Source organism: Aeromonas sp. CU5, from assembly GCF_002586745.1.
Taxonomy (GTDB): Bacteria; Pseudomonadota; Gammaproteobacteria; order Enterobacterales; family Aeromonadaceae; genus Aeromonas; species Aeromonas sobria.
This window is the reverse complement of sequence record NZ_CP023817.1, coordinates 2,129,127-2,148,359: the sequence shown is the minus strand read 5'-3', so window position 1 is coordinate 2,148,359 and position 19,233 is coordinate 2,129,127. Positions and strand designations below refer to the sequence as shown.

At 57.5% G+C, this 19,233-nt stretch carries 18 protein-coding genes and 3 tRNA genes; 10 read left to right on the top strand and 11 right to left on the bottom strand.

Going from position 1 to position 19,233, the window contains the following annotated elements; genetic code table 11:
• Positions 1-155 precede the first annotated feature (155 nt).
• The 4 genes from pgsA to CK911_RS09315 all read left to right on the top strand — a co-directional run bounded on the left by pgsA (position 156) and on the right by CK911_RS09315 (position 1,204).
• Positions 156-710, top strand: coding sequence for a CDP-diacylglycerol--glycerol-3-phosphate 3-phosphatidyltransferase (gene pgsA / locus CK911_RS09330; protein WP_042018936.1), 555 nt, complete (start codon positions 156-158; stop codon positions 708-710).
• Positions 711-891: 181 nt separating this feature from the next.
• Positions 892-967: transfer RNA gene (locus CK911_RS09325), tRNA-Gly, on the top strand.
• Positions 968-1,002: 35 nt separating this feature from the next.
• Positions 1,003-1,076, top strand: a tRNA-Cys gene (locus CK911_RS09320).
• 41 nt (positions 1,077-1,117) lie between these two features.
• Positions 1,118-1,204 (top strand) — tRNA-Leu (locus CK911_RS09315).
• 408 nt (positions 1,205-1,612) lie between these two features.
• Here the strand turns inward: CK911_RS09315 and CK911_RS09305 are convergent.
• The 3 genes from CK911_RS09305 to CK911_RS09295 are packed head-to-tail and all read right to left on the bottom strand — an operon-like array spanning position 1,613 to position 4,584.
• Positions 1,613-3,145, bottom strand: coding sequence for a tripartite tricarboxylate transporter permease (locus CK911_RS09305; RefSeq protein WP_098969729.1), 1,533 nt, complete (start codon positions 3,143-3,145; stop codon positions 1,613-1,615).
• A gap of 9 nt (positions 3,146-3,154) precedes the next feature.
• On the bottom strand, positions 3,155-3,586 hold the full coding sequence (locus CK911_RS09300) for a tripartite tricarboxylate transporter TctB family protein (RefSeq protein WP_042082375.1): 432 nt from the start codon (positions 3,584-3,586) through the stop codon (positions 3,155-3,157).
• A gap of 11 nt (positions 3,587-3,597) precedes the next feature.
• Positions 3,598-4,584 (bottom strand): tripartite tricarboxylate transporter substrate binding protein, encoded by a 987-nt coding sequence (locus tag CK911_RS09295; protein ID WP_098969728.1) that lies wholly within the window; start codon positions 4,582-4,584, stop codon positions 3,598-3,600.
• Positions 4,585-4,806: 222 nt separating this feature from the next.
• Between CK911_RS09295 and tctD the strand changes: the two genes are divergently transcribed.
• The gene (gene tctD, locus CK911_RS09290; protein ID WP_098969727.1) at positions 4,807-5,481 is read left to right on the top strand and encodes a transcriptional regulator TctD; all 675 of its coding nucleotides are present in this window, start codon (positions 4,807-4,809) and stop codon (positions 5,479-5,481) included.
• A 43-nt stretch (positions 5,482-5,524) separates the two neighbouring features.
• Positions 5,525-6,880 (top strand): sensor histidine kinase, encoded by a 1,356-nt coding sequence (locus tag CK911_RS09285; RefSeq protein ID WP_098969726.1) that lies wholly within the window; start codon positions 5,525-5,527, stop codon positions 6,878-6,880.
• Between the two features lie 66 nt (positions 6,881-6,946).
• Here CK911_RS09285 and CK911_RS09280 read toward each other — a convergent pair whose 3' ends face one another.
• The 5 genes from CK911_RS09280 to CK911_RS09260 all read right to left on the bottom strand — a co-directional run bounded on the left by CK911_RS09280 (position 6,947) and on the right by CK911_RS09260 (position 9,994).
• Complete coding sequence (locus CK911_RS09280; protein ID WP_005350930.1) at positions 6,947-7,195, bottom strand: GlsB/YeaQ/YmgE family stress response membrane protein; 249 nt, start codon at positions 7,193-7,195, stop codon at positions 6,947-6,949.
• A 257-nt stretch (positions 7,196-7,452) separates the two neighbouring features.
• Positions 7,453-7,629: a DUF3606 domain-containing protein gene (locus CK911_RS09275; protein WP_082186713.1), complete on the bottom strand. Its 177-nt coding sequence runs from the start codon at positions 7,627-7,629 to the stop codon at positions 7,453-7,455.
• Positions 7,630-7,927: 298 nt separating this feature from the next.
• Positions 7,928-8,659, bottom strand: a complete 732-nt coding sequence (gene lpxH / locus CK911_RS09270; RefSeq protein ID WP_042018947.1) for a UDP-2,3-diacylglucosamine diphosphatase — start codon at positions 8,657-8,659, stop codon at positions 7,928-7,930.
• Complete coding sequence (locus tag CK911_RS09265) at positions 8,656-9,507, bottom strand: DUF4269 domain-containing protein (RefSeq protein ID WP_098969725.1); 852 nt, start codon at positions 9,505-9,507, stop codon at positions 8,656-8,658. The genes lpxH and CK911_RS09265 overlap by 4 nt, the downstream gene beginning before the upstream one ends.
• The gene (locus CK911_RS09260) at positions 9,497-9,994 is read right to left on the bottom strand and encodes a peptidylprolyl isomerase (RefSeq protein ID WP_042018948.1); all 498 of its coding nucleotides are present in this window, start codon (positions 9,992-9,994) and stop codon (positions 9,497-9,499) included. The genes CK911_RS09265 and CK911_RS09260 overlap by 11 nt, the downstream gene beginning before the upstream one ends.
• A 271-nt stretch (positions 9,995-10,265) precedes the next feature.
• On the opposite strand from CK911_RS09260, the gene cysS reads away from it, so the two are divergent.
• On the top strand, positions 10,266-11,642 hold the full coding sequence (gene cysS / locus CK911_RS09255) for a cysteine--tRNA ligase (protein WP_098969724.1): 1,377 nt from the start codon (positions 10,266-10,268) through the stop codon (positions 11,640-11,642).
• Between the two features lie 300 nt (positions 11,643-11,942).
• Here the strand turns inward: cysS and CK911_RS09250 are convergent, their stop codons facing one another.
• Complete coding sequence (locus CK911_RS09250) at positions 11,943-14,528, bottom strand: TrlF family AAA-like ATPase (RefSeq protein ID WP_367576400.1); 2,586 nt, start codon at positions 14,526-14,528, stop codon at positions 11,943-11,945.
• Complete coding sequence (locus CK911_RS21430) at positions 14,525-15,016, bottom strand: hypothetical protein (RefSeq protein WP_216640704.1); 492 nt, start codon at positions 15,014-15,016, stop codon at positions 14,525-14,527. Before CK911_RS21430 ends, CK911_RS09250 begins: the two co-directional genes overlap by 4 nt.
• 783 nt (positions 15,017-15,799) lie before the next feature.
• On the opposite strand from CK911_RS21430, the gene CK911_RS09245 reads away from it, so the two are divergent.
• The 3 genes from CK911_RS09245 (at position 15,800) to CK911_RS09240 (ending at position 18,194) form a co-directional block, all read left to right on the top strand.
• Positions 15,800-16,108, top strand: a complete 309-nt coding sequence (locus CK911_RS09245; RefSeq protein ID WP_098969723.1) for a hypothetical protein — start codon at positions 15,800-15,802, stop codon at positions 16,106-16,108.
• 248 nt (positions 16,109-16,356) lie between these two features.
• Positions 16,357-16,689: a hypothetical protein gene (locus CK911_RS21185; protein WP_157774549.1), complete on the top strand. Its 333-nt coding sequence runs from the start codon at positions 16,357-16,359 to the stop codon at positions 16,687-16,689.
• Between the two features lie 149 nt (positions 16,690-16,838).
• Positions 16,839-18,194, top strand: coding sequence for an 8-oxoguanine deaminase (locus CK911_RS09240; protein ID WP_098969722.1), 1,356 nt, complete (start codon positions 16,839-16,841; stop codon positions 18,192-18,194).
• A 131-nt stretch (positions 18,195-18,325) separates the two neighbouring features.
• Here CK911_RS09240 and CK911_RS09235 read toward each other — a convergent pair whose 3' ends face one another.
• Positions 18,326-19,135, bottom strand: coding sequence for an ABC transporter substrate-binding protein (locus tag CK911_RS09235; RefSeq protein ID WP_098969721.1), 810 nt, complete (start codon positions 19,133-19,135; stop codon positions 18,326-18,328).
• Between the last annotated feature and the right edge of the window lie 98 nt (positions 19,136-19,233).

Sequence of the window (19,233 nt, the reverse complement as noted above, 5' to 3'; positions counted from 1 at the left end):
AAGAGCCGTGACGCGGGGGGGCCGTAAATGCCATAATGGCCCCGCATCTTGAGAAGATTGATGGATTAACAAGACCGAGACGAGCGCCAGTGCGATTGCATCGCAAATCGGCTTTGGCGCACTGTGTAGCGACGTACAAGAAGTGGCTGAAAATAATGACAAACATACCTAACCTGTTGACGTTTTTCCGGATTTTGCTCATTCCCGTCTTCGTCATCCTGTTTTATCTGCCTTATCAGTGGTCCTATCTGGCGGCCGCCCTCGTCTTTATCCTGGCCGCTGCCACCGACTGGTTTGATGGCTACCTTGCACGCAAGCTGAACCAGTCCACCGCCTTTGGTGCCTTCCTCGATCCGGTTGCTGACAAGATCATGGTCGCCGCCGCGCTGGTGGTCATCGTCGAACACTACAACACCATCTGGGTCACCATCCCCGCCATGACCATGATTGGCCGCGAGATCATCATCTCCGCCCTGCGCGAATGGATGGCTGAACTGGGCAAACGCTCCTCGGTGGCGGTCAGCTGGATTGGCAAGTGGAAGACCATGATCCAGATGGTGTCGCTCACCGGCCTTATCTGGCAATACAACGTCTGGATGGTGTGGCTCGCCTATGTGATGCTCTATGTCGCCACCGTGCTCACCTTCTGGTCGATGTTCCAGTACATGAAGGCCGCTTGGGGTGATCTGACCCACCACGCCAAGCTGTGAGTCACCGGCGCCGCAAGGTGAGGTTTCCGCTGATTTGAGACAGGAAACGGCCAAAGGTGCTAAAACTGTTCAAAAAGGGCAAAAAATGCCCGAACGATCAGGTAATTAAATATTTCTGGTTGACTGGGCGAGGAACATCGCTAGAATGCGTCCTCGTAGTCAGGCAGTCAGCCAGACCAATGCGGGAATAGCTCAGTTGGTAGAGCACGACCTTGCCAAGGTCGGGGTCGCGAGTTCGAGTCTCGTTTCCCGCTCCAAATTCAGACAATAGAGAGCCAACTCTCTTTTGCATGGCGCGTTAGCAAAGCGGTTATGCAGCGGATTGCAAATCCGTTTAGTCCGGTTCGACTCCGGAACGTGCCTCCATATTGACAAGCCCGCCACGCGGACTTGATACCGATTGCGGTGCCCGAGTGGTGAAATCGGTAGACACAAGGGATTTAAAATCCCTCGACGTTCGCGTCGTGCCGGTTCGATTCCGGCCTCGGGCACCAGTTATTAAGTAAAGCAATCAAAGAGTTACAAAGGCCACTAGAGATAGTGGCCTTTTTCTTTTTCCTCAGAGTCCACATTTGATCCACACAGGTTTAGTCCGGTAGAGCCTCCGGCTTTTATTTACCAGCTTAGTATCAGGCTTGCCCAGCCCATGACTCAGTGAAATACAGGTCAAGTACCAGGGATACCGCGGCCAGTTTGAATTCTTCCTTGTCACGTTGCGGCTTGCTCATAACACCCCCTGAATGACCTCAGTTTTAGGCTCTTGAGGTGTCTAGGGAACTGGGAGGCATATAGTGGGCGTTTTATTCAGGTGGTGACATATGGATCTGGTCTGTTAGAAAGGGCGAGATCGTTCAGATCTCGCCCTTGTTTATCAATAGACCCGTCATCTCTGTCTTATCGGGTCAGGATCCCTGCTCCGGGCGTGCGTCCGGGATCAGCGGGTCGGCTTTGCGGCGGCGCAGCAGGCGTACCAGCGGGGGCAGGGTGATTACTACGATGGCCAGTACCAGCAGGGTCTGGCTGATGCCGCTGTTCCACAGGATGGCGGTGTCGCCATTGCTGATGGAGAGGGCGCGGCGCAGGTTCTGCTCCAGCATTTCACCTAGCACAAAGCCCAGAATGAGCGGTGACATGGGGAAGTGCATCTTGCGCAGCAGGTAGCCAAAGATCCCGAGGCCCACCATCAGCAGCAGGTCGAAGGTGGTGCTGTGCACCGCATAGACCCCCACTGCCGAGACACTGGCGATGGCGGGCACCAAAAACCAGAGCGGGATGGAGAGCATGCGGGTGAAAATGCCCACCATGGGGATGTTCATCACCAGCAGCATGACGTTGGCCACCAGGAGGGCGGCGATCAGTCCCCACACCACATCGGGCTGTTCGGTGAACATGGTGGGGCCCGGGGTGATGTTGTAGAGGGTCAGCGCCCCCATCATCACCGCCGTGGTGCCCGAACCCGGCACACCCAGGGTCAGCATGGGGATAAAGGAGCCGCAGGCCGACGCGTTGTTAGCCGCCTCCGGTGCGGCCACGCCGCGAATGTCCCCCTCGCCGAATTTGGCATTCGGCCCCGCCAGCCGCTTCTCGGTCATGTAGGTGATGGCACTGGCGATGGTGGCACCGGCGCCGGGCAGAATGCCGACGAAGAAGCCGATGGTGGAGGAGCGCAGCATGGTGCCGGTGCAATGGACCAGCTCCTTGAAGTTGAACAGCATCCGCCCGGTGGTGCGCACCAGCTTGCCGCCACCACTGGTGTGCTCCAGCATCAGCAGGATTTCGCTCACCGAGAAGAGGCCGATCACCACCACGATAAACTGCACCCCGTCCGAAAGGTGAACGCTGTCGAAGGTGAAGCGATAGACGCCGGTGTTGGCATCCACCCCGACGGTGGCGAGCCCGAGCCCAATCAGTGCCGCCATAAAGGATTTGAGCGGGTTCTGGCTCATCATGCTGCCGAGGCAGGCGATGGCGAACACCATCAGGGCGAAATACTCCGCCGGGCCGAAGGCTAGGGACCAGCGCGCCAGCGCCGGGGCGAACAGGATGATCCCCCCGATGGCGAGCATGGAGCCGACAAAGGAGCTGACCGCCGAGATGGAGAGAGCTACTCCCGCCTTGCCCTGCTGGGCCATGGGGTAGCCATCCAGCGCCGTCATGATGGCGGCGGCATCCCCCGGCACGTTGAGCAGGATCGAGGAGATCCGCCCGCCATACTCGCAACCGATATAGACGGTGGCGAGCAGAATGAGCGCCGATTCGGGGGGGAGCTTGAGGGCAAAGGCCAGCGGCAACAGGATAGCGACCCCGTTGATGGGGCCAAGGCCCGGCAGCAGGCCGACCACGGTGCCGACAAAGCAGCCGATCAGGGCGATCACCAGATTCTCCGGGGTGAGTGCCACCGCAAAGCCCTGGGATAGGTACATCCAGGTATCCATATTGACTCCTTAAGAGAACCAGACGCCGAGGGGCAGGGTGACATCCAGCAGCCGGTCGAAGGCGAGATAGAGCACCAGACCGCCGACGACGCCGGAGAGCAGGGCGGCTTTGGCAGAGGCGCCAAACAGGCGCCCCAGTACAAAGGTGAGCAGGGTGGTGGCCAGGGGAAAGCCCAGCCACTCGAAGCTGGCACCGTACCCGGCCAGCGCCACCACCATGATGGCGAGGTGGCGCAGGGTACGCAGCGGCGGCCAGGTGACGGTGTCCGGCTGGCGGCGTAGCAGCAACAGGGCGCACAGCGCCATCAGGCCGATGATGCCGAGCGGGAAGGGGCGCGGCCCCAGCGGCTCATAGCTGTATTCGCTCTGGATCTGCCAGGCGATGGCGGCGCCTGCCAGACAGAGCAGCAGCCAGATGGCGGCAAAGATGCGATCGCTCATGGCTACGGCTCCTATTTGGCCAGACCGAAGGCTTTGGCCTGCTCGCGATATTGCGCTACCTGCTCCTTGACGTAGCTGTCGAGGGCCTCGCCGGTGAGGTCAAACTCGAACAGACCGCGCAGCTCCCGCTGTGCCTTGAAGGTATCGGTTTTCACCAGCTGGTCGAAGGTCTGCTTCCACCACTGGTATTCGCTGTCGCTCACCTTGGGGCCGACATAGAAGCCGCGGATCACCGGCCACACCAGATCATAACCCTGCTCCTTGGCGGTGGGGATGGTGGCCAGCTTGCCGGGCAGGCGCTCGGCAGAGAACACCGCCAGCACCCGCAGCTTGTCGCCGCCGATATAGGGCACCATCTCGCTCAAATCGCCAGAGACCGCCTGCACATGGTTGCCAAGCAGCGCGGTGACCGGTTCGCCACCCCCTTCAAAGGCGACGTAGCGCATCTTGTGAGGGTCAACCCCGGCCTGTTTGGCCAGCAGCGCCGTCTTCATCCAGTCCTGACTGCCGATGGAGGCGCCCGCCCCGATCACCACACTGTTGGGGTCGCGCTCCATGGCGCTCACCAGCTCCTTGAGGTTCTGATAGGGGGAATCGTGGCGCACCGCGATCATGCCGTAATCGGTGCCCACCGCCGCCAGCCAGCGCACATCGTCCACCCCGTAACGACCAAACTTGCCCTGGGAGAGGTTGAGCAGGGAGCCGCCGGAGAAGGCGACCACGGTACCCGCCTCGGCAGGACGCTGGGCCACGATGGCGTTGTAGGCCACGGCGCCGACCCCGCCCGGCATATAGGTGACCCGCATCGGTTTGTCGATGGTGCCGGTCTCCTGCAGGCTCACCTGCAGCAGCTTGCAGGTGAGATCGAAACCACCGCCCGGTTTGGCCGGGGCGATGCATTCGGTACGGTTCGGGGTCGCGGCACTCTCGGCTGCCTGCAGCGGCAGGGTGCCGAGCAGGGTTAGCAGGGCGAGGGCATGACGTGTGCGTTGCTTCATGGTTGTGTGCTCCATCTTGTCGTTGTTTTTTCTTGGTGTGACTCCGTCGATAGACGAAGTGATGCGCAATTGTTAAAACAACAACCTTTCATTTACCTTTCAATCACTGACCAAGAGGCGGGAGTGTGACCCTGATCACACCTTGTCCCGCTCAGGCGGTGGTGAAGGGATGCAGTTGAAGCACTGCGGTTGAATGCTGTGGTTAAGAACAAGGGGAAAGGGATGCGCTTGCTGTTGGCAGAAGACAATCACGAACTGGCCCACTGGCTGTCGCGGGCACTCACCACCGCCGGTTTCGCGGTGGATTGGGTGGCTGACGGCGCTCAGGCTGACCACCTGCTGCGCCACGAACAATACGCGCTGGCGGTGCTCGATATCGAGATGCCCAAGCTGGACGGACTGGCGGTACTCGGCCGGTTGCGCAGCCGGGGGCAGGGGCTGCCGGTGCTGCTGCTCACCGCCCGCGGCGCGGTGGAGGAGCGGATCTGCGGCCTCAATGCCGGTGCCGATGACTATCTGGCCAAGCCGTTCGATCTGGGGGAGCTGGATGCGCGGCTGCGGGCACTGCTGCGGCGCAGTGAAAGCGGCGGTGCCGAGTTGCGACTGGGGCAACTGACCCTGCACCCCGACGGCTATTTTCTGCTGGCCGATGCCCGGCTGGCCCTGACCCCGCGGGAGCAGGCGTTGCTGACGGCGCTGATGTACCGCCACGGGCGGCCGGTCGCCAAGGGGCAGCTGTTCGAGCAGGTGTTCAACCTCGATGACGAGGCGGGGCTCGACAGCATCGATCTCTATATCCACCGGCTGCGCAAAAAGCTGGTGGGCAGCGGGGTGGTGATCACCACCCTGCGCGGGCTGGGCTATCTGCTGGAAGCAGCGTCGGAGGCCTCCCATTAGTCGCTCCCTGCTCCATCAACTGCTGCTGTTTCTGGGGGGCCCCTTGCTGATCCTTTGGGCCGCTTCGGCCTGGTACAGCTACTACGGCGCGCTGGCGGCGGCTACTTCGGCCTATGATCGCACCCTGCTCGCCTCGGCCCGCACCGTCGCTGAGCGACTGACGGCGGCCGAGGGCAGTCTCAAGGTGGATGTGCCCTACGTGGTGCTCGACAGCTTCGAGCGCAACATGCGCGATCGCCTCTTCTATCAGGTGCGCGGCATCGACGATCGGGTCATCTCCGGCTTTGACGATTTGCCCCCAGTGCCGGTCGACACGCCGCTGACCGACCGCTATCCGGCGCTCGCCTACTTCTACGACGGCCTTTATCAGGAGGCGCCGATCCGCGCCGTGATGCTGCTGCAACCGGTGGGCGAGGGGGGCGTCAACGGCATGGCCCGCATCACGGTGGCGGAAACCCTGCTCGGCCGCCAGCAACTGGCGGAGCAACTGCTCTGGTCGGCCCTGCTGACTGAGGGGGCGCTGGTGGTGCTCACCCTGCTGCTCGCTTATCTGTTGCTCAAGGGGCTGCTGACCCCGATGCGTCGCCTGTCGCGGGAGATCTTGCGCCGCGATGCCGCCAATCTCGCCCCCTTGCCCGACCTGCTCCCGTGGCAGGAGACCCGACCGCTGGTGCAGGCGTTCAATCGCCAGCTGGCCCGATTGCGGCAGCTGGTGGCCCGGCAGGAGCGCTTCAGTGCCGATGCCGCCCATCAGCTGCGCACTCCGCTCACCATCCTGAAAACCCAGGTTGAGGTGGCCCGCAGCAGCGGCGATCCGGCACTGATGAGCGAGAGTCTCGATGCCATGGCAGTGCGACTCGATCACACCATTGCCCTGACCGAGCGGCTCCTGCTGCTGGCGCGACTGAAATCGGATGAGTGCTCGGGGCTGCGTCAGCGCGAACTGACCCCGCTGGTGGCGCTGGTGCAGCAGGCCTGTCTGTCACGGCTGGCGCAGGCCCGCAGCAAGGGGATCGATCTCGGTTTCGAGGGGGAGGAATCGGTAGTCATGGTGGCGGGGGAGCCGCTGCTGCTGGGGGAGCTGTGCGCCAACCTGCTCGACAACGCCATCAAATACACCCCGCCCCACGGCACTGTGACGGCGCGGGTGGTGCGCGGCCACAAGCAGATCTGGCTGGAGGTGGAAGATAGCGGCCCCGGCATCGCCCCCGAGCTGGCGGAGCGGGTCTGGCAGCCGTTCCAGCGCCTCGAGCAGGGCAGTGAACAGCCGGGGGCCGGACTGGGTCTGGCGCTGGTGCGCGACATTGCGAATTACCACCACGGCGAGGTGGTGCTGCTGCCAGCCACCCAGCTGGGGGGCTTGCTGGTCAGGCTGATCTTGCCGCTGGCAAAATCGTGAGGGTGATGAAAAAACCGAGGGCACCTCACGGTGCCCTGTTTATCTACACATAGCTGGCGTTGGGGGTCAGCTGCGGATCTTGTTGAAGACAAACAGGACGATAAGGGCGCCCACGGTCGCCAGCGCGATGCTCGGGATATTGAAACCGGTCACCGAGCCCAGCCCCAGCAATGTACCCACATAGCCGCCAACCATGGCGCCGACAATCCCCAGCAGGGCGGTCATGAAGAAGCCACCGCCATCACGGCCCGGCATGATCCACTTCGCCAGAATACCCACTAACAGTCCCAATACGATCCAGCTGATAAAGCCCATGGATTAATCCTCTCTTTGTGTTTGAGCCCGCATTATAGGTAGGGATGCCCGGATGCGAAGGGCCGGACGGCGCAGGCTGGTCACAAGCTGTCGGACGGCGGCCACCGCGAGCCTTGCTTATCCGGGCTCTGCTGCCGGTTGTGATCGGTTTAAAGGCGGTATGTGTGCGGCCAAACTGGGGTCGCTGGCAGGCCAGCGCAAAAGCCAAAAAACAAAAGCCCCGTGAGCGGGGCCTGGTCAGTGGCGGGGTGATGCTGTTACTTCTTGAGGTGTTTTCTGATGGCCTTGCCAGTGGTGCCGACCGCTTTCACTGCCCGTTTCAACTGGACCTCGGTGCACTCGAAGGTCTTGATCCACAGCTTCATCTCATAGGGGTCGTTGATGTTGAGCTTCTTGGCATCAAGGGGATGAGCGATGGCGTTAGTGTCAGGCATGCAAACCTCAACTTATTGAAATAGTTGGCGAGAAAGAAGTTTCTGCCTGGGCGCATCATCCTCTATATCGGCAAGGCGCAGGGTGACGGGGGTCACACAACCCTTGCCCGGCTGCGGATAAGGGGCCGCTACTTGCGGTTATGTGAGCGGCCACGGCTAATTGCAGCCACGGTTCGCGCCTGATATGGCGCGAACCGTGGGTTGTGAACACTACCTTGTGAACCGCGAGGTGTGAACGGCAGGGCGCAGCCGTGAGTTGCTCGCCCGTGTGATCGGGCAAGGCGGGGCCGAGGCGGTATCAGCCCTCTGGCAGCGCCCGCACTTCGAGGTGCTGCTCGCCGGGGTGGCAGACCAGCACCGAGCCTTGTTCGAACCAGTCCCCCAGCACGATGCGGCGGGCAGGTTGACCGTCGAGGGTGAAGTCGTGGATGGCGGGTCTGTGGGTGTGGCCGTGGATCATCACCCGGCAGTGGTGGGCGCGCAGCATCTCGTCGACGGCGGCCGGGGTGACATCCATGATGGTCTGGCGTTTGACGGTTTTCTCCATCCGGCTTTGGCCACGGATCTTGTGGGCGATGGCCTGACGGCGGGTCAGTGGCAACCGCAAGAACAGCCAGCGCAGCCACTTGAGCTGAGTGATGCGGCGATACTTTTGATATCCCTCATCCCGGGTGCAGAGCAGATCGCCGTGACTGAGCAGTACCCGTTCGCCATAGAGGTCGATGATGCAAGGGTCCCCCAGCAGGGTCATGCCCGCCTGCTTGGCAAACTGCTGGCCCAGCATAAAGTCGCGGTTACCGTGGATAAAATAGATGGGCACATTCTGTTGGCTCAGTGCCAACAAGGCTGCCGCCACCTGGTGATGCAGCGCATTGGGATCATCATCGCCAATCCAGAATTCGAACAGATCCCCCAGCACATAGAGGGCATCGGCGCCCACGGCGTCGTGCTCAAGAAAGCGCACCAGTGCGGCGGTCATATCGGGCCGCTGGGCACACAGATGAATGTCACTGATAAAAAGAGTGCTCATGATAGGGGATTAGGGTTCTCTGTAGTGGTCGGTTGAGGGCAACCGGTGGCGAAGTAGGGTGCGGTGCGTGGGCGGGCCGCCGGGTCGAGTTGAGCCACCGGTGGGCTCACAGGCGCGCTAGCCTGCCGGGCCACGGGCAGTGAACAAGCGGGGTTAGTTTGCCAGATCACGGTCGCCAGGTCTTTTCCTTCAAGGGTCAGCAACGTTTGATAAGGGTCGCCAGCCAGACCGAGCAAGGTGCACATCGCCGCTTCCCCTTTTAATCCTTCATCAAGACGCAGGCGCCGCACCTCCCGATAGAAAGGCTCGCCAAAGCGTTGCAGCAGGGCAGCCATCAGGGTGAGGTGGCGCCAGCCATGTTGCGTCTCGATGGGGGCGGGGGTGACGTACAGCTCCACTGGCCAGCTGGCGCCGTTTTGATCAGCTGCGCACTTGTCGCAACTGGGAAAGGTGCGCTCCAGCAGCCAGACATTGTCGCCCTTGTCGCTTGCTTGCCAGCGCTCCTTGGTTAGGAGTGCGGCGTTTAGATGCAGGGAGTTCGGGAGCGCGGCAAGGCTTGCAGCAAACGCCGCCGGATCAGGATGTTGGCAGAGAATATCGAGATCGCTGCCCGGCCGATCGAGGCCGATGGCAAGCGTGCTGACCAGCGCCATATCGGTGCAGTGCGCCGCAAGCTCATCCCACAAACCTGCTGTCAGCAGGGCATGGGCCGAGCGTTGGCGCGGGTTGCCGTGGGCCAGATAGTCGAGGCGGCGCCAGTTCGGGCTGGCAGTTGGGGACGCAGATGGAAAAACTGCGGCCGGGGCCGCAGTTTCATCCGTGCCGAGTTGGCAAAGATCAGTCAGCAAGGGTCACCTTGGTGATCACTACATCTTCGCTCGGGACGTCTTGATGCATACGGCCGTAGTTGCCGGTCTTGACGCCCTTGATCTTGTTGACCACGTCCATACCTGCGGTCACTTCACCGAATACGCAGTAGCCGAAGCCCTGAGTGGTGGCAGATTTGAAATCGAGGAAGTCGTTGTTGTTCACGTTGATGAAGAACTGGGCGCTGGCAGAGTGCGGCTCGCTGGTGCGGGCCATGGCGATGGTGCCAACCTTGTTGGAGAGGCCATTGGCCGCTTCGTTCTTGATCGATGGGCGGGTATCTTTCTCATCAAAGCCAGGAGCATAGCCGCCGCCCTGGATCATGAAGCCGTCGATGACGCGGTGGAAGATGGTGTTGTCGTAGTGACCGTCACGGCAGTATTGCAGGAAGTTGGCCACGGTTTCCGGGGCTTTTTCAGCATTCAGGGTCAGGGTGATGTCGCCGTGATTGGTGTGCAGAGTAACCATGAGTTGTCCTTTGATTCTTTTGCGCAAAAAATGCGCGAGCAGGGGGTATGGCATAAAGTGGTGGCAATTCTAGCCCATCAGCGGCGGCGGGCATAGCCCTTCACAGTCCTTCACTTACTCCTTCGCATCGCCATGCAGATACCCCGGCGATGAGCCCTGTAAAGAGTATGTTTGGCGCCAGCACAGTGATAGCAGGCGGGATCTGGCTCGTTTTCTGCCATTGAACGGGGTATTATGACCAACCATTTTACTCACAGGCAGTGGCTAGAAGATGCTGAAGATATACAACACACTCACTCGTCAAAAAGAACAATTCAAACCTATCCACCCGGGCAAGGTGGGCATGTATGTGTGTGGCGTCACCATCTACGATCACTGTCATATCGGCCATGGCCGCACCTTCGTCTCCTTTGATGTGGTCGCGCGCTACCTGCGTTATAGCGGCTACCAGCTCAACTACGTGCGCAACATCACCGACGTGGATGACAAGATCATCAAGCGCGCCGCTGAAACCCGCGTCACCTGTGATGACCTCACCGAGCGCTTGATCGGCGACATGCACGCCGACTTCGACGCCCTCGGCATGGTGCGCCCGGATATCGAACCGCGCGCCACCCAGCACATCGAAGAGATCATCGAACTGGTGGAGAGCCTGCTCGCCAAGGATCACGCCTACGTGGCCGATAACGGTGACGTCATGTTTATCGTCGAATCCTACGCCGACTACGGCAAGCTCTCCGGGCAGGATCTGGAGCAGCTGCAAGCTGGTGCCCGCGTTGACGTGGTCGATGCCAAGCGCAACCCCCTCGACTTCGTGCTGTGGAAGATGTCCAAGCCGGGCGAGCCGACCTGGGAAAGCCCCTGGGGCCCGGGCCGTCCTGGCTGGCACATCGAGTGCTCTGCCATGAACTCCAAGCACCTTGGCAACCACTTCGACATCCACGGCGGCGGCTCCGATCTGCAGTTCCCGCACCACGAGAACGAGATCGCCCAGTCCTGCTGCGCCCACGGTGGCGACTACGTCAACACCTGGATGCACAGCGGCATGGTAATGGTGGATAAAGAGAAGATGTCCAAATCCCTTGGCAACTTCTTCACCATCCGCGACGTCTTGGCCCACTACGACGCCGAAACCGTCCGTTACTTCCTGATGTCTGGCCACTACCGCAGCCAGCTCAACTACTCGGAAGATAACTTGAAGCAAGCCCGCGCCGCGCTGGAGCGGATGTACACCGCCCTGCGCGACCTGCCGGTGGCCGCTGCTGCCGGTGGCGACGAGCAGGTGGCTCGCTTTAAAGAAGCGATGGATGACGACTTCAACACCCCGGAAGCCTACTCCGCCCTGTTCGATTTGGTGCGCGAGATCAACCGCCAGAAAGCGGAAGATATCACCGTTGCCGCTGGCCTCGGTGCCCGTCTGCGCGAACTGGGCGCCGTGCTCGGTATCCTGCAACAGGATCCGGACGCCTTCCTCAAGGGTGACGAAGCGGATGACGAAGTGGCCGAGATCGAGCAACTGATCGCCCAGCGCAACCAGGCCCGTGCCGACAAGAACTGGGCCGCTGCCGACGCCGCCCGCAACCGTCTCACCGAGATGGGTATAGTGCTGGAAGACAGCGCCGGCAAGACCAGCTGGCGCCGTGCCTAAGGCCGGTTGTCCTGTTGCTGCCAACAGCTTGACCCAATAAAAAAACCGCAGCCCTTGGGCTGCGGTTTTTGTTTGTGGCCTGCCGAAGCCTCGGCATCCTTCGGTCTGATCCCCTATCCCCTATCCCCTATCCCCTATCCCCTATCCCCTCTCCCCTCGCGGGAGAGGGTTAGGGTGAGGGGGGCTAACGTTATTCCTCGGCTGAATGTCGTCCAACGCCTTAATGGCATGGCTTCGCCATGCAGGACGCGAGGGCACTGCCCTCGACAGGGTTTCGCCGCCGCTGCGCGGCTTGGCGATTTACATGTACTTCATCCGACGGTTATCGAAGGCGGGCATTGTCCCTTCAAGTACATTAACGACTTTATTCTTTATTATGTTGCATTCAATTGCACCAGGGATGTATGTAATCTTATGCCCGTTTGAGCGATCAAACTCACAGTGAATAATCTGTTCAGCATCACAAACGACAGCAAGGTTTGGATTGTGTGTAACCATAATAATTTGCCGCTTTTGTTTTGCTTCGGTCAGCACAGGAACAAGTAAACTTACAATTGTTTCGTTATCCAAGTTTTCCTCTGGTTGATCTAGAATAATCGGAGAGTTTCCTTTATCTACAAGCAGATAAAAAATTAACAAAAGAGCCCCTCTTTGCCCAGGAGATAATTGTCCTATTTGAGCATCTTGGAACATTAAGGTATACCTCGGCTCAAGGTACTCTAAGCCAAAGATAAGATCATAAACTTCATTGGAGGTTCGGTCTTTGCGCAATAATGAAGTGATACCAACTGGGTTCTTCGATGAATCCTCTAATTTTTTATGCAATTCTTGAACAAAGCTGATTAAAGACTCTTCGATGTTAAGATCATGCCGATCAATTAGCTCTTTAATGACGGATAAGCTTTCAATCTCTCCTCTAAACTCTCCCGATGCTTGTTTGACGATAGAGAATAACTTGCTGGAAATTAGATCAGTCGTGCTGTTTAACTCAGCCTTAAATTGTAATTTATACTCATCACGAATCAATGAATTATTCTGAATAAGCGATTGCACAGGTTTAAATAGATCTTCCCGGTTATTTTTTTGTTTATATAAAACCCCAAATATATGTCTGGTTAAAGATAGTCGTTTATTATGCAGTTCGTCTCTCTGGTGTGGTAATTGTTCAAGCTTAGTTTTTCTATGCTTAACGCCATCAAGGCTATCTGGCTCATCTTTAGAACCTACCAAAGTATATTTTTTCTCTTCCCATAGTTTAAGACTTTCTTTATAAGACTGGTATGCTTGCTGTGGTGCATTTAATTGCTTGCTCAACGGTATCTTTTGCTCTATGAGAGATGTTTTCCTAGTGCTTAGTGACTCTTGACTTTGTTTTAGTTCAATCTCACGGGAATGATTAACTACTTCGAAATCAGAAATCGCCTTGCGATTAATTTCCAGCCTTAGTAGTGTTTCTATATCTAAACCAAGAAGTTTGGCATCTGCAGCAAACTCAACAGAGAATTGGTTGACAGCATGTTCAATAATTTCAAAGCCAGTTTTTATTTTCTCACACGCTTTCCTCGTTGCTGCTATTTTTATTAATTCCTCTTGAGTTAGTTCTTGGTGTCGTTGCAACTCTTCGAGTTCTTGGTTGATGGTTGTCAGTTGTTCAGATACTTGCTGCTGTTCAGATGTTAATTCAGTTGCTGGCTCAGGAATCTCTTCTGGTTTAGCTTTTATGAGCTCATCAAGTAATCTTTGTTTCTGGGCTAATAATTCATCTAATGTTTTTCGTGCTTCATCGGTCATCTGACTTTCAACGAATGCAATTTGTTCATTTAGCTTATGCATTTCACTTCGATAACTTTCAAGTTGGCTACGAAGAGAACGTTCTTGTTTTTCGATGAGATCCTCGAAATCATGAGCACCTAAACGTATAGATTCATCTGCATGTGAGAATATTACTGCTCTTAATTCTTTCTCGAATGCATTTGATTGGCCTGAGACGTGTGCATTACACAACTCTTCAAAATGCCCTTGGGGAATGTATTTCACCAGTTCTACATTTTCGGTCGCTGGATTATCATTTAGATTTTTTGTTAATTCTTCATCATCCCCCCATATTACCTTTGCATTGAAGTGACTTGCGGGTTCACCTGTTTTTCCTCTAAATCTATTCTCTTTTAAGAAAGAGAAATGGTGGCTTTGTTTAGAATTGCCTAATAATGCAATAATGTCTGCCAGTGCACTCTTACCACTTCCTTTATTTCCAATGATTGCGACCAAGTCGTGGTTGAGGTGTAGCTCTGTATTGTCAAGCCAGCTATCTGTATTTGGCGAGGAAGGTGTCTTGTTTACTACTAGTTTTTCAATGAATAAACTTCTGTTATCACTTACCAGTTGTCGTTTGGGGGGGGTTGTTCCTATAAAAGAACGTTTTGCAGGTTCCCTGATAGCTTGCCTTAATCCTTCAAACGTTGGATTTGCCTTTATCCATGTAGCTTTCCCTGATGGATAGTCACCATACCCCCTATTATCATTGCTGACAGATGCACTGGTAAATCTATGGGCATCACTACCTGAAACTGCCAGCCTAGGGACGTTTCCTAGTGCGCGCTGGAAGTCACGAATCCATCCCTTATTTGTGTCTGTTACTACACCAGCAAATGCAGCCCAAAGATCAGGTGAGCGAGTCTCGAATATTGGAGATGTATCAAATAGCTCTAGGACATAAGAGTAATGCTCTTGCCATTTTACATTGGCTAAACCATCATTTGTATTAAATGGCATGAAGCCTAATGCCATATTGTCAGGTACTTTACGGATTGCAGTTTTGTAGCTGTCACAAGTTATTTCAGCAATTGTTGAACCGGCTTCAAGTGCCTTTTTATCATCTGTATCTATATCATTTTTTTGAAACCTTTTGTTTTAAGTAAATCCTCTCCGACATAACGAGCTAAAAATTTTAAAGAATGATCTGATAAGGAGCGGTTAATTAGTGCAATCTTAAGTTCTGCGCGAAAGTCAAGTAAAACTTGGTCGTCAACTTCGTTGGAAAATAAAACGTGAGCATTCAATCTCCCCTCCATCGGTGCAACCAAACGTAATTCAATTCCTGGGAAAACTGTCTTATGAAGGCGTGGAGCATCAGGTTGGGCTAGCCGCTTTTTTAAGGCAAACCAACCATCAAACGTCCAATAGTCCATGATAGCAAAAACGGATGGCTCAGCTGAATTTAAGGCACTTATCATTTCGTCGATAAGTTTAATGTTATCAGGTGAGTTTTCATCTAAATTGAATTTTTTCCCATCCCAATGAAATGATGCTGGCGTATGAATATGCAAGTCCCATTTTCGCCACTCAGAACCACGAGGGTATTTATTGCTGGCCATTTACAATTCCTTTTTATTAGGGGGAGATGTTGGTGGATTGTGTGAAACTTAGTGGTGTTTATTGAAGGCAAATATGATTTGCCATCAGGTTGAAATATGCGGTTGATATAAGCTCAATTATTTTATGGGAATTGCTTAATACTCTGTGATTAATATTAATTAAGGCTTGAAGCTATTATCAAACCTTTAATGTCAGGCTATTCCACGAATAAACAAGGAACTATTAACTGGTCTCGGGGTTGCGGGCTGGGTTTTGCCCCCTGTTGTTCGCCGAGGTGGGCCCGTATGTCCAGGCCGCGAGGCAGGATGCCGAGCGAGCGCCGCTGGGCCAGGGATGGCCCATCGGCGCGTGCCGTCGGACAAACGGGTGAACCGAGGAAACCCGACGTAGGAGGGCGAACAAGTGGGGGATTAGACCTTTGGTGACTTTGGGTCTTTCCAAAGTCACTCGCCAAGCCGCGCAGCGGCGGCGAAACCCCGTAGAGGACGTAGTCCTCGTGTCCTGCATGGCGAAGCCGTGCCATTTAGGGTGGCGATATTCCGCTATGCAATGATGTTACCGACCCCTCACCCTAGCCCTCTCCCGCAAGGGGAGAGGGGACTGTTGCCGCGGACGATTACGCTTCGCTAATCGACCCTACACGCTTATTGCACCCTACCGTTTTCCCGCAAGGGGAGAGGGGATCGTAATCCCGAGGGGAGGGCTACCCCTCCCGCTGCTTGGTGCCCCATCCCTCTGGATGCTAGGATGCCCAACCGTTTTCTTATCCAACCCTATCAGTTATGGCAAACCGGCTCGTCGACAGTAAAAACAGCATCACTCGGGCAGGGCGCTGGCTCGCAGCTCGCGGGGCCGCACTCTTTGCCGAACTCTCGGAGTTTCAGCAGCGCATCTGGGTGGTCAGCATAGTGAACGACACCTACACGGATACCTTTATCGTCAATGAAGGCAGCTTCGAGGAGCCGATGCAGTGGATGCGGCGCAAGCAGTACAACGCCGACATGCTGCAGCGGGTCGATGCCATGCAGCGATCTCAGGTGATCCAGTTCGAGCTGGGTGACATCCGCCATCGCCTGATGCGGGTCAAATAACCCTGAGCATGCCCAGTGGCGACGGACGTTGAGCCAAACAGCATCGACATCCGGCCAGCCAGTGACCCGTACCGTAGGGTGCAATGAACGAAGTGAATTGCACCGCTATTCGACATGGGTTTGATTGCGGAGCAACAGGCGGTGCGGATTGCGCCATGTGCCTCACCCGCAAGGGGGGAGGGGTGGTTACCGCGGTGCAATACGCTCCGCTTATTGCACCCTACCGCTCTCCCGTAAGGGGAGAGGGGATGGTTACCGCGGTGCAATGCGCTCCGCTTATTGCACCCTACCCGCTTGCCGCAGGGGCGGGAGTTCGGCTGGACGCCGTTAAAGTTGCTACCGCCCCTGGCTGTCGCTGCCACATTGCGCCGTTGACCATTGATCACGAGAAGGGGGCCAACAGGCGCCGCTGGATATCTTACGGATTCATTGAGCGCTTAACTATGGCGGCCATCACGCAACTATCAGAAACCAGAAGTTTTTTTGCGCTGACACAAGCTTTGGTTAATTACCTGGTGATTCATTGCGGTGCAAACCTTGAGCGGCTTGCGGTGCCGGGCAATTCGTCGCTATCACCTTGATTTAAAACGGGGCTCACAGATTTTTCACCGCCGCTGGGTAGACTGAGGCCACTGCGGCGTTGCGCCGCCTCTGGATCAGCAGACAGGGTATAACTGAGCTGGCTCACCCTTATGTCGCACCGAATGTGTTACTGATGGAGGCGTCGGCCATGTCCGCTACCCGTATCTGGATCAAAAACCCCCTTGCCACCTTTACCCCCGAGGCCGTCGATGGTCGCGGCGGGCTGGTGATTGAAAACGGCCTGATAAGCGAGGTGCTGGCGGCAGGCCAGCAGCCTGCCCGGCCCTGCGATCAGCTGTTCGATGCCCGCGACCATGTGGTGCTGCCGGGCCTTATCAATACCCACCACCACTTCTACCAGACCCTGACTCGCGCCTGGGGGCCGGTGGTCAATCAGCCGCTCTTCCCCTGGCTCAAGACCCTTTATCCGGTGTGGGCCAGATTGACGCCGGACGCACTGGCGCTGGCGAGCAAGGTGGCGATGGCGGAGTTGCTGCTGTCGGGCTGCACCACGGCTGCGGATCACCACTACCTCTTCCCGCGCGGGATGGAGGAGTCCATCGATATTCAGGTCGAGGCGGTGCGTGAGCTAGGCATGCGCGCCATGCTGACCCGTGGCTCCATGAGCCTGGGCGAAGATGAGGGTGGCTTGCCGCCGCGCCACACGGTGCAGGGGCAGCAGCAGATCCTCGACGACAGTCTGCGGCTGGTGCGCCAGTACCACCAGCGGGGCGCTGGGGCGCAGATCCAGATTGCGCTGGCCCCTTGTTCCCCTTTCTCGGTGACCGAGGAGATCATGGTGGAGAGCGCCAAACTCGCCGCCGAGCTCGATGTGCGGCTGCACACCCATCTGGCGGAGACGCTGGATGAGGAGGCGTTCTGCCTCGAGCGATTTGGTCTGCGCACCGTCGATTATCTGGAAAAGGTGGGTTGGCTCGGCGATCGCACCTGGCTGGCCCACGGCATCCACTTTAATCCGGACGAGATTGTTCGGCTGGGGGCAGCGGGCACCGGGGTGTGTCACTGTCCGGTCTCCAATATGCGGCTCGCCTCCGGCATCTGCCCGACCCTCGATCTCGAAGCTGCCGGTGCGCCGGTGGGGCTGGGGGTGGATGGTTCGGCCTCCAACGATGCCTCGAACATGATGCAGGAGGCCCGTCAGGCTCTCTATCTGCAGCGGCTGCGTTACGGCGCCGAGCGCATCACCCCGCGCAAGGTGCTGGAGTGGGCGACCCGTGGCTCGGCCAAGCTGCTGGGGCGCGGCGATCTCGGCGAGCTGCTGCCCGGCAAGCAGGCGGATCTGGCGCTGTTCAAGCTCGACGATCTGCGCTTTAGCGGCAGTCACGACCCCATCGCGGCGCTGATTTTGTGCGGCGCCGAGCGGGCCGATCGGGTGATGGTGGGCGGCAAGTGGCGAGTGGTGGATGGCGCCATCGAGGGGCTGGATATCGAAGGATTGATTGCCCGTCACAAGGTGGCGGCCGCGGCGCTGGTGCGCGGTTGAACGTGAATGACTGGAAGAGCTAAATCGGTAAGAACGCGCAGGCCGTGCGCGATTGAGTGTGGCGAGCCACAAAACCAAAGGGGCCCATATCGGGCCCCTCTGCATTGGCGGTGTGAGAAAGGTGAGGGCGGTTAGTTGGCCGGTGCCGTGCTGGATGCCTCACTTTTAGCTGGCGAAGTGTTGGCTGGCGCAGGAGCAGGTGCCGGGAAGTATTTGCTGTGCAGCAGCGGGTATTCGCCGCTGGCCAGCACCTGGGTCAAGCCGGTCTGGAACTCTTTGACCAGCTCGTCGCTCACCGGATGGCTGAAGGCGAAGCAGAACTGCTCTGAGCTCAGTACCCACTGCTCCTTGAAGCGGGCGGGGTCGAGTTTTTGCTCGATGATCAGCTGCTCCATGGTGGTCTTGTTGGTGGAGACCAGATCGACCCGGCCGGAGGTGAGCATCTTCAGCGCCTGTGCCAGCCGGTTGGCGGCCATCAGCTTGGTCTCGTCAAAGCCGTTGTTGAGCAGCAGTTGCTCCCCCACATCGGCCCGCACCGCCCCGATATTGAACGCCTTGGCATCGTCGAGCTTGGTGATGGCGATATTGCGCTCGGCCAGCCCCACCAGCACGATCTCGGCATACCCGATGGGACAGGCCCACTTGAACAAGGGGTCCCGCGCTTGGGTGCGAGCGGTGGAGAAGAGCACCGCATTGGGCTTTTGGGTCAGCAGGTAGTAACCGCGCGCCCAGGGCATGATGGTGACCGGCTGCGGCGGGGTGCTGGTCTTCTGCCACACCAGTTGCAGCAGCTCGACCGCAAAGCCGGTGGGGGTGCCGCTGGCATCGGCGTAGTTGTAGGGTTTGTACTCTTCGGTGAGGTAGTGCAGTTTGCCGAGCTCAGGACTCGCTTGTGCGAGGGTGGCCAGCAGCGCCCCGGCTAATCCAATCCATGTTTTCATGTTTGCCATCCTGCTCAACGGAATCCTTATGCTCAAGTGTGACCATGCTGGTCGATTTCGCCACGGTGGCGGGAGATGTTGCCAAAACAGCTGCGGGA